The sequence below is a fragment of the Methanoculleus sp. genome (assembly GCF_036677455.1).
In the GTDB taxonomy this organism is placed as follows: domain Archaea; phylum Halobacteriota; class Methanomicrobia; order Methanomicrobiales; family Methanoculleaceae; genus Methanoculleus.
Genome location: NZ_JAVBWL010000013.1, coordinates 1 through 9162 on the forward strand (window position 1 = coordinate 1; position 9162 = coordinate 9162).

Annotated in this window: 10 protein-coding genes; 4 read left to right on the forward strand and 6 right to left on the reverse strand. The window is 62.0% G+C overall.

Going from position 1 to position 9162, the window contains the following annotated elements:
- Nucleotides 1–3: 3 nt before the first annotated feature.
- From V6K60_RS04210 to V6K60_RS04220, 3 genes are read left to right on the forward strand one after another with little or no spacing between them, the layout of a single operon-like run.
- Nucleotides 4–129 carry a His/Gly/Thr/Pro-type tRNA ligase C-terminal domain-containing protein gene (locus tag V6K60_RS04210; RefSeq protein WP_332449273.1) on the forward strand — a complete coding sequence of 42 codons (126 nt, stop codon included), beginning with the start codon at nt 4–6 and terminating at the stop codon, nt 127–129.
- A complete protein-coding gene (locus V6K60_RS04215; RefSeq protein WP_332449264.1) occupies nt 116–1918 on the forward strand; it encodes a DNA topoisomerase VI subunit B in 1803 nt (600 codons plus the stop codon). The genes V6K60_RS04210 and V6K60_RS04215 overlap by 14 nt, the downstream gene beginning before the upstream one ends.
- Nucleotides 1911–2999: a DNA topoisomerase IV subunit A gene (locus tag V6K60_RS04220; RefSeq protein ID WP_332449265.1), complete on the forward strand. Its 1089-nt coding sequence runs from the start codon at nt 1911–1913 to the stop codon at nt 2997–2999. Before V6K60_RS04215 ends, V6K60_RS04220 begins: the two co-directional genes overlap by 8 nt.
- Here V6K60_RS04220 and ruvB read toward each other — a convergent pair.
- The 6 genes from ruvB to V6K60_RS04250 all read right to left on the reverse strand — a co-directional run bounded on the left by ruvB (nt 2992) and on the right by V6K60_RS04250 (nt 7490).
- On the reverse strand, nt 2992–3984 hold the full coding sequence (ruvB, locus tag V6K60_RS04225; protein ID WP_332449266.1) for a Holliday junction branch migration DNA helicase RuvB: 993 nt from the start codon (nt 3982–3984) through the stop codon (nt 2992–2994). The two genes, V6K60_RS04220 and ruvB, sit on opposite strands and share 8 nt — an antisense overlap.
- Nucleotides 3981–4574, reverse strand: a complete 594-nt coding sequence (gene ruvA, locus V6K60_RS04230) for a Holliday junction branch migration protein RuvA (protein WP_332449267.1) — start codon at nt 4572–4574, stop codon at nt 3981–3983. The genes ruvB and ruvA overlap by 4 nt, the downstream gene beginning before the upstream one ends.
- Nucleotides 4571–5047: a crossover junction endodeoxyribonuclease RuvC gene (gene ruvC, locus V6K60_RS04235; RefSeq protein ID WP_332449268.1), complete on the reverse strand. Its 477-nt coding sequence runs from the start codon at nt 5045–5047 to the stop codon at nt 4571–4573. Before ruvC ends, ruvA begins: the two co-directional genes overlap by 4 nt.
- A 65-nt stretch (nt 5048–5112) precedes the next feature.
- Nucleotides 5113–5529, reverse strand: a complete 417-nt coding sequence (locus tag V6K60_RS04240) for a DUF6398 domain-containing protein (RefSeq protein ID WP_332449269.1) — start codon at nt 5527–5529, stop codon at nt 5113–5115.
- Nucleotides 5530–5648: 119 nt separating this feature from the next.
- Nucleotides 5649–6938: an ATP-binding protein gene (locus V6K60_RS04245; protein ID WP_332449270.1), complete on the reverse strand. Its 1290-nt coding sequence runs from the start codon at nt 6936–6938 to the stop codon at nt 5649–5651.
- 192 nt (nt 6939–7130) lie between these two features.
- Nucleotides 7131–7490 (reverse strand): winged helix-turn-helix transcriptional regulator, encoded by a 360-nt coding sequence (locus V6K60_RS04250; protein WP_332449271.1) that lies wholly within the window; start codon nt 7488–7490, stop codon nt 7131–7133.
- 86 nt (nt 7491–7576) lie between these two features.
- Here V6K60_RS04250 and hcp point away from each other — a divergent pair.
- Nucleotides 7577–9162, forward strand: a 1586-nt coding sequence (gene hcp / locus V6K60_RS04255; RefSeq protein ID WP_332449272.1) for a hydroxylamine reductase, incomplete at its 3' end; no start/stop codon positions are given.

A 9162-nucleotide genomic window follows, 5' to 3' on the forward strand; every position in this document is an offset into this window, starting at 1 on the left:
GCCGTGGTCCTCGGGAAGCGCGAGGTCGAGGCGGGGACGGTGACCCTCAAGGACCTCCACTCCGGCGAGCAGCAGGAGAGGAGCCTCGAGGACGCCATCGCTGAGGTAGCGCGGCATGGTGCTTGCTGAAGACCTGGCGAAGCAGCAGCGGAGCATCAGCGTCGCGGAGTTCTTCGAGAAAAACAAGCACCTGCTCGGCTTCGACTCCCCGACGCGCGGGATCATCACCACCATCAAGGAGGCGGTGGACAACGCGCTCGACGCCTGCGAGGAGGCGGAGGTCCTTCCCGACATTTTTGTCGGCATCAAAAAGGTCGACGCCGAGGTCTACCGGATCACGGTCGAGGACAACGGCCCGGGGATCGTGCCGGAGAACGTCCCTCTGGTCTTCGGGAAACTCCTCTACGGCTCCCGGTTCCACCAGATCCGGCAGAGCCGGGGACAGCAAGGGATCGGGATATCGGCGGCGGTGCTGTATGCGCAGCTCACCACCGGCACCCCGGCACGGGTCACCTCCCGGACGGGGGCAAAGGCGAGAGCCCACCGGTTTGAACTGATGATCAGGACCGAGACGAACGAGCCCGAGGTCCTCAGCCACGAGGAGATCGACTGGGACCGGGTGCACGGGACCAGGATCGAGATCCAGTTCAAGAGCACCCTCACCGCAAAGAAGCGGCTGGCAGACTACCTCCGCCTGACGGCGATCGTCAACCCGCACGCCCGGATCACGGCCGATATCGACGGCGAGGTGACGACCTTCGAGCGGGTCTCGGGCGAGGTCCCGCCGTGCCCAAAGCCCATCCTCCCCCACCCGCACGGGATCGAGTTCGGGGCCTTGAAGCGGATCGCGGCCGCGAGCACCGGGACCGTCGATGAGTTCCTCGTGGGCAGTTTCTCCCGGGTCGGGAAGAAGACCGCAGACGAGATGATCGCGCTCGCAAACCTCAAACCCACCCGAAAGGTGAGCAACCTCGATGCCGACGAGTTAAAGAGGCTCCTCGACGCCATGCAGAGCGTGAAGGTCCCGGCCCCGCCGGCACAGCAGTGCCTCTCCCCCATCGGCGAGGATCTGATCTGCCGGGGGCTTGAGAAGGAGATCCAGCTCGACTTCGTCAGGGCCCGGACCCGTCCGAGCGCGGTCTACGGCGGGCACTCGTTCATCATCGAGGCGGCGATCGGCTACGGCGGCAAGGTCCCCCCCGAAGGTGCCGCCCAACTCTTCCGTTTCGCAAACCGCGTCCCCCTCCTCTACCAGCAGGGCGCCTGCGCGATCACGAACTCTGTCTCGCAGGTGAACTGGAAGGGTTACGGCCTCTCGCAGCAGGGCCTTCCCATGGGGCCGATGCTCGTCATGGTCCACGTGGCGTCCACGAACGTCCCCTTCACGAGCGAGAGCAAGGATGCGGTCGCGTCCATCCCGGAGATCGAGCGGGAGATCGTCCTCGTCCTCCAGGAACTCGGCCGGGAACTCAAGAGTTACCTCTACCGGCGGGACAAGAAGAAGCAGCAGGACGACCGCGCCCGGGCGATATGCTCGATCATCCCCGATATCGCCGCAAAGGTGAGCGAGATCGTGGAGCTCCCCCTCGTCGACACCTCCCCGATCGAGGGCAAGATCATGAGAAAGGTCGTCGCGAAGAAACGGACAATCGACGGGAAGGTCCATATCGATGTGAACAACTACACGGCAAAAGAAGTCCCGCTCGTCCTCTACAACCTCTCCCGCGATGAGGCTCTGGACGCGGTGCCCCGGCCGGATTTTGTGGACACTATGGACGGGGAGTACAACAAGGTCTGGCGATGTACGCTCGGCGCCGGTGAGGCCTGGCAGATCGTCTACACCGGATCGGGCGACGGGTCGCTCGACCTGCGCGGCGTGGAGGACAGCAAGAAAGTGGTGGTGGATCTCGATGTCTAGGGAAGAGATGGATGCGCTCGCAAAGGAGCGGCTCGTCGGTATCGCCCGTGGATGGTACGATCAGATGCGGGACGGTATCGTCCCGTTCATCCGGCTGCCGACGCGGACGAAACGAAACCTCGCCTACGACGACGAAGGCGAGGTCTGGAAGTACGGCGAGCGGGAGAGCACCCGGGCAGCAACGAACGAGAAGGGAGCGGTCCATCTCCTGAAGATGGCCTATCTCATCGGGTTTCTGAAGCAGCAGCTCGTGGAGAACCGGTCGTCGACCTTGAGAGAGCTCTACTACATCTCGGAAGGGTGGAAGAGAGCAAAGTTCACTGCCCAGGACGAGAGCAACCTCCTGATCGAGGATCTCGAGATCATCACCGACGTCCAGCGGGAAGCGTTCCATCTCCGGCCGGAGGAGGACGGCGCCTCGCTCTTCGGCCCCCTGCGGATACGGGAGAACACCCGCCGCGGCGCAAAGGAGATGCACTGCCAGGACGACGTCGGGGAAGCGGGTTACCCCATCCCGAACAACGTCGACAACCTCGAGTTCGTCGACCACGACGCGAAGTTCGTCATCGCCATCGAGACCGGCGGTATGTACGCCCGTCTGATGGAGAACGGGTTCGACGAGGAGTACGGGGCGATCCTGGTCCACCTCAAGGGGCAGCCGGCACGCTCCACGCGCCGGGTCTTACGGAGGCTCAACGACTCGCTCAACCTCCCCGTGGTCGTCTTCACCGACGGCGACCCCTGGTCCTACCGGATCTACGCGAGCGTCGCCTACGGCTCGATCAAGAGTGCCCACATGTCGGATCTCCTGGCGACTCCCCAGGCGCAGTTCATCGGGGTGCAGCCCTCCGACATCTCCGACTACAACCTTCCCGCCGACCACCTCACCGAGCAGGACATCAACGCCCTGAAGGCGGAGCTGACCGATCCCCGGTTTGCGACCGACTACTGGCGCACCCAGATCAACCTTCAGCTCGATATGAAGATGAAGTCGGAACAGCAGGCGTTCGCGAGCCGGGGGCTCGACTTCGTAACGAAGGAGTACCTCCCGAAGAGGCTCTCGGAGATGGGAGTTATCTGAGACCGCTTCCGAGGTGGCGCAGGGCCGCCCCGGTCGTCTCCCGGCCCTGGGGCGTGCGCTTTATGAACCCGATCTGGATCAGGTAGGGCTCGTAGACCTCTTCGATGGTCCGCACCTCCTCGCCGACCGATATCGCGATCGTTTTGACGCCCACCGGCCCGCCGCCGAAATCGTCCGCGATGACCGAGAGGATCCGCCGGTCGAGGTCGTCGAGGCCCAGGCGGTCGATGCCGAGCATCGTCAGGGCGCGGTCGGCCGTCTCGGCGTCGATACTCCCGTCCCCCCTGACCGTGGCGAAGTCCCGCACCCGGCGGAGCAGCCGGTTTGCGATCCTGGGTGTCCCGCGGCTCCTCTTTGCTATCTCATCCGCTCCATCGGGGGTGATCGGGATCTGCATGATCCCAGCGCTCCGCTCCACGATCTTCGCGAGATCGGGGACTTCGTAGAGGTTGAGGCGGAAGATGAACCCGAACCGGTCTCGGAGCGGGGAGCCGAGCAGCCCGACCTTCGTCGTGGCGCCGATGAGGGTGAACTCCTCCAGCGGGAGCTGGACCGATCGTGCACCCGGTCCCTCGCCGATCATCACGTCGATGCAGGAGTCCTCCATCGCCGGGTAGAGGATCTCCTCGACCACCGGGTTGAGGCGATGGATCTCGTCGATGAAGAGGACGTCGCCGTGAGCAAGGGCGGTCAGCTGGGCGGCGAGGTCGCCGGGCCGCTCCAGCACCGGCCCGGTGGTGCTCCTGATCCCGGCTCCCATCTCGCGCGCGATGATCTGGGCGAGCGTCGTCTTTCCGAGGCCCGGTGGGCCGGAGAAGAGGACGTGGTCGAGAGACTCGCCGCGTTTTTTCGCGGCGGCGATGGCGATTGCAAGAGCCTCCTTGATCTGGGGCTGCCCCACGAACTCGTCGAGGCGCGCCGGCCGGATCGCCGCGTCGTCAGGTTCACCACAGAGGGGCGAGGGCGAGGGGATGCGTTCGTTCATGATCGGCGCTCCCGGAGGTGTGCAAGAGCAGCGCGGATCAGGCTCTGCACGTTCGCATCAGGGAGACCCGGGAGGACGGCGTCAACCGCCTCCCCTGCTTCCCCGGGTGAGAACCCAAGCGATATGAGGGCGCTCGCGGCGTCGTTGGCCCCGGTAGGGCGCCTGCCGGCGGCGAGGCTGTCCGCATGCTTCTTCATCTTCTCCTTCAACTCAAGGATCAGGCGCCCGGCACCCTTCTTCCCGATCCCGGGGATCCGGGTGAGTGTCTTTGTGTCGTCGTCGAGGATTGCAACGGCAAAATCCTCGAACGATATCCCGGAGAGGATGTTCATGGCGGTCTGGGGGCCGATGCCGGAGACCCCGATCAGGATCGTGAAGAGTTCCCGTTCGCGCGGGTAAAGAAAGCCGAAGAGCCTGATGTCGTCGTCGCGAACCACCATATGGGTGTGGACCGTGACGCGGCCCTGCGCCCCCCTGAGGGTCTCCAGCGCCGGCCCGGTCACCTGCACCTGGTAGCCGACACCGCCGATATCGATCACCACCCACCGGTCGCCGGTGGATATCACGTCTCCTGAGAGTTGGGCTATCATCGTAGTTGCACCATATTGATGTGGCAGAGGGCGATGGCAAGGCCGTCGGCGGCATCGTCGGGCCGGGGCACCTCCTCCAGCCTGAGGAGCCGGCGCATCATCTCCTGCATCTGATGTTTGTCGGCACGCCCCGACCCGGTGACCGCCTGTTTGACCTGGTTGGGGGTATACTCGGCAACCGGGACCCCGTGCTGTGCCGCGGCGAGGAGGAGGACGCCGCGTGCCTCGCTGACCTGCATCGCCGAGGTGGTGTTCCTGGAGAAGAAGAGCCGCTCCACGGCGACCCACCCGGGATCGTATTCCTCGAAGAGACCGGAGATCCTCGTGTGGATCTCAAGCAGCCGCTCCGGGGAACTCTCGGCGCTCTCGGTCTCGATGCAGCCGTAGGTCAGCGGCACCGGAGACCTGCCGCCGGTGCTGAGGACGCCGTAGCCGGTTCTTGCGAGCCCTGGGTCGATACCAATGACGATCATGGGCAAATCCGCTTTCTGTTCACTAAGGTATCGGTTCTCCTGGTTGATACCTTTTGTCGGCAGAGTTATCGATCGGAGAGGTATTTTTTCAGTACCGTCACCTTGTTCCGGATCGACGATCGTTCAATGCCAAAGAAAAAGCTGATTTCCCTTGCAATGGGAGAACCGCCCTTTCCCGGCCGGATCAGATCTGCATTCTGGCAGGCCGCGTATACGATCGCCGCCCCCCAGAGGGGTGCATCTCCCCGTACGAGCGGTGTTGCCGGGTGGTCGTGGAGTTTCTCGATGGTCTCCCGGCAATGATCAAGGATGGCGCCATTCTCGAACCTATCGCAGAATACTTCACACAGGGTGAAGATCGTGGTAGTGCGCAGCTCGTTGACATCTAACACCAGCGGTTCATTCCTGATCTGGTTGGAGATCTCTTTCCAGATCTCTTCATTATCCGGGTCTATTCCGGTCAGCCTTGTGATCTCTCTCATCGCGAAGTTGAGGAATGCATCGAGATCATCTATGTCAATGGAGGAGTGGCGCTCCGAGCGGCCGACAATCCTCCGCAGTTCATACTACCAGGGGCGTACACATAGGTTCCAGAGAGTGGTCACAACTCATCCAGCCATTCAGCGATCGAGACGATGTGAACTGTCCGACCGTCGACGGTTGTCTCCGCTGACTCCGACGCAGTGACGACCGTCCCCTCATCAAGGCCATGTGCATCCATCGCCTCGACAAGCCCCCGTATCTCCCGGTGCCTCGTAACGTCATCCTGCAGGGACTGCGTCACCTGGATGGCCAGGACGATCGTCCGGCCAGACCTTACCAGGAAGTCGCACTCGTAGCGGTCCCGGTGGTAGAAGATATCGCCATACTTCTTCATCAGGGCGATGAAGACAATGTTTTCCAGGAGTCTCCCACGATTTTCGGAGAATGCAAATGCAACGGCATTTATCAGGCCGGGATCCACGAAATAAATTTTTTTAGGGTTTGCAACCTGTTTTTTTGCAGAATAATCAAATTTCATCAGGGGATACAGGAGGAACGCATTCCCGGCGTACTCGATGTACTCTCTCACGGTATCCGGTGCGATGTTGAGGGTCCTGGCAATCTGGTTGTACGAGGTGGCGTTCCCGGCATTTGATATAAGATAATAGAGCAGGTCTACAATCTCGCTGTTCTTCCTCAAACTGTTCGGATAGATGATATCCTTGAGATAGATCGTTTCATAGTAGTTTTTGAGTATCTGTATCTTCAGGTCACTGTCCTTTTCGAGGACCACACGGGGGAAACCACCGTATTTCAGGTAGGTCTCAAAATGATGCCTCTTCTCGATGATTGTTGGGTTCAGAATACCCTGAAACCGAAGAAACTCAGGGAAAGAGAGTGGGTACACATAGCAGGAAAAACACCTGCCCGATAGGAGGCGGCTACTCTCCTGCCTGAGCAGCGAGGATGTGGAGCCGGTCAGGATACATTTGACCCTGCTCGTTGTGTCATAGAGAGCCTTGATGGTGGGCACCCAGGCGGGATAGTGCTGAACCTCGTCGATGCAGAGATAGAGCCGTTCAAGTTCGGGGTGGCGGGCGAGATGGTCCTCGACGATGCGACGGATCAGCCAGGGATCGTCTGCCATTGAGAGGAGGAGGGGTTCGTCCATGGTGATGAAGAGGATGGCCCTGCCGGGCACACCCCTTCTGAGAAGGGAACTGATGATCTGGTACACCAGCGTCGACTTCCCCGTCCTGCGTGCACCGACAAGGAGGAGTACCTCAGGTGCATCAAGATACTGTTTCAGGAGAGGAAAGAATGAAAGTCGTTCAACGCCGATTTCAAACTCTTTTCCAAACCACCAGGGGTTCTGGCTCTCGAGTGCGATCTGCAGCCTCTCGTCCATCTATCGATCATACTCGATGATCATCGATAAAAGTGTCGATTATGATCTACGATATCCCCACGTTCCGGAAAACGCGTCAGGTGGACTCTTTCGCGTAGATCAGTCGATCCCGACTTCTTGATCTCATGCAGACTGTGGTCGCCTCGCCAGAGTCGTACCGGACTTCCCGGCCCGCCCCTTCAACCCCACAAGTTAAAGCACACAATCGTGGCAGTCCTGCGCCCCGCAGGCCTGGTTCTCGATCTTCCACCGGAGCGCCCACCGCTTGATATCCTTGATCACCTCGACGAGCCCGAGCCCGCTTGCCGTGAGAGTATAATCGCTTCTGACGGGAACGGTTCCGGCTTCCACGCGCTTCTCGACGAGGCCCTCCTCCTCGAGTTCCTTTAAGCGGGCCGAGAGAACCTTCGCCGTGATCCCCGGGAGCCGCTCCTTCACCTCGGTGAACCGGAGGGTGTAGCCCTCCCCCTTGTAGAGTTCGAGGATGATCAGGAGCGTCCACTTCTTTCCGAGATACTTGACGGTCTGATTGACCGTGCAGACACTCTGCATGGTATAATGAGAGAAACCTTCTCCTACTTATACTCTAGTATCTAACAGATACCTTGTATCAAATAGATATCATGGAGTGAGTACGTATGTTCTGCAACCAGTGTGAAGAGACGGCAAAGGGCCTCGGCTGCACCGTGCGTGGTGTCTGCGGCAAGGAGGGGGAGACCGCCGGGCTTCAGGACGTCCTGATCTACACCCTCAAGGGGCTCTCGGTACGGAACCTCGCGGCGATGAAGAAGGGCGGCGGGAACCCGGAGGCAGGGAGGTTTGTCGCGGAGAGCCTCTTTGCGACCCTGACCAACGTGAACTTCGACCCCGCGCGATTCGAGGTCGCGATCCAGGAAGCGGCCCGTATCCGCGACGCCCTCCCGCCAGCCGGGAGCGCTGAGCCTGCAGCCTGCACCTGGGCGCCGGCAAGCCCCGGGGCTATCGCGGCAAAGGCAGAGGAGATCGTCGCCGCCCGCGAGAGCGTGGACACCGACCTCCTGTCGCTCCGCGACCTCCTGGTCTACGGGCTCAAAGGGGTCGGCGCCTACTCGCACCACGCCGCCGTCCTCGGTTACGAGGATGCGGAGGTCATGATCTTCATGCAGGAGGGCCTCGCCGCCACGCTAGAGGACCTCTCCGTCGACGAGATGGTCGGCTACGTGCTCGCGTGCGGCAACGTCGGCGTGAAAGTCCTCGCCCTCCTCGATACGGCAAACACCGCCGTCTACGGGACGCCGGCGATCACGACGGTCGGCACCGCCGCAGGTACCCGGCCGGGCATCCTGGTCACCGGCCACGACCTCAAGGACCTCGCCGACCTCCTCGAACAGACACGCGGAGCGGGCGTGGACGTCTATACCCACGGCGAGATGCTCCCGGCACACGCCTACCCGGGCCTCAAGAAGTACGAGCATCTGATCGGGAACTACGGCGGCTCCTGGCCCTTCCAGCGGGAGGAGTTCGAGCGGTTCAACGGCCCGGTCCTGGTCACGACGAACTGTCTCGTCCCCCCGAAGGACTCCTACCGCGACCGGGTCTACACCACCGGGCTCGTCGGGTTTGCGGGGTTAAAGCACATAGGCGCCTCTCCGGACGGAAAGAAGGACTTCTCGGCCCTGATCGAACACGCGAAGCGTTGCGAGCCCCCGGCGGACCTCTCCCGCGGCGACCTCGTCACCGGGTGCGCCCATGCCCCGGTCCTTGCCATCGCCGATACGGTCGTCGGTGCGGTGAAGTCCGGCGCCGTCAAGCGGTTCCTCGTGATGGCGGGCTGCGACGGCCGATACAGCGGACGGGACTACTACACCCAATTCGCAGAGGCTCTTCCCGCAGACACGATCATCCTCACAGCCGGGTGCGCGAAGTACCGCTACAACAGCCTCGGCCTCGGTGATATCGGCGGCATCCCCCGCGTCCTCGACGCCGGCCAGTGCAACGACTGCTACTCGCTCGTGGTCATCGCCCAGGCCCTCGCGGAAGCGTTCGGCGTCGGGATCAATGAACTCCCGATCTCTTACAACATCGCCTGGTACGAGCAGAAGGCGGTGCTCGTTCTCCTCAGCCTCCTCTCGCTCGGTGTCAAGGATATCACCCTCGGCCCCCGCCTCCCGGGCTTCGTCTCGCCCGGCGTTCTCGCGGTTCTCGTCGAGAACTTCGGGATCCAGGGGATCACGACGGTCGAGGA

What these genes read in the sequence shown, in the direction of transcription:
- V6K60_RS04220 (WP_332449265.1), top strand. Translation starts at nt 1,911, where the DNA reads ATGTCTAGGGAAGAGATGGATGCGCTCGCAAAGGAGCGGCTCGTCGGT.
- ruvA (WP_332449267.1), bottom strand. Translation starts at nt 4,574, where the DNA reads ATGATAGCCCAACTCTCAGGAGACGTGATATCCACCGGCGACCGGTGG.
- V6K60_RS04250 (WP_332449271.1), bottom strand. Translation starts at nt 7,490, where the DNA reads ATGCAGAGTGTCTGCACGGTCAATCAGACCGTCAAGTATCTCGGAAAG.
- V6K60_RS04240 (WP_332449269.1), bottom strand. Translation starts at nt 5,529, where the DNA reads ATGAGAGAGATCACAAGGCTGACCGGAATAGACCCGGATAATGAAGAG.
- ruvC (WP_332449268.1), bottom strand. Translation starts at nt 5,047, where the DNA reads ATGATCGTCATTGGTATCGACCCAGGGCTCGCAAGAACCGGCTACGGC.
- ruvB (WP_332449266.1), bottom strand. Translation starts at nt 3,984, where the DNA reads ATGAACGAACGCATCCCCTCGCCCTCGCCCCTCTGTGGTGAACCTGAC.
- V6K60_RS04245 (WP_332449270.1), bottom strand. Translation starts at nt 6,938, where the DNA reads ATGGACGAGAGGCTGCAGATCGCACTCGAGAGCCAGAACCCCTGGTGG.
- V6K60_RS04215 (WP_332449264.1), top strand. Translation starts at nt 116, where the DNA reads ATGGTGCTTGCTGAAGACCTGGCGAAGCAGCAGCGGAGCATCAGCGTC.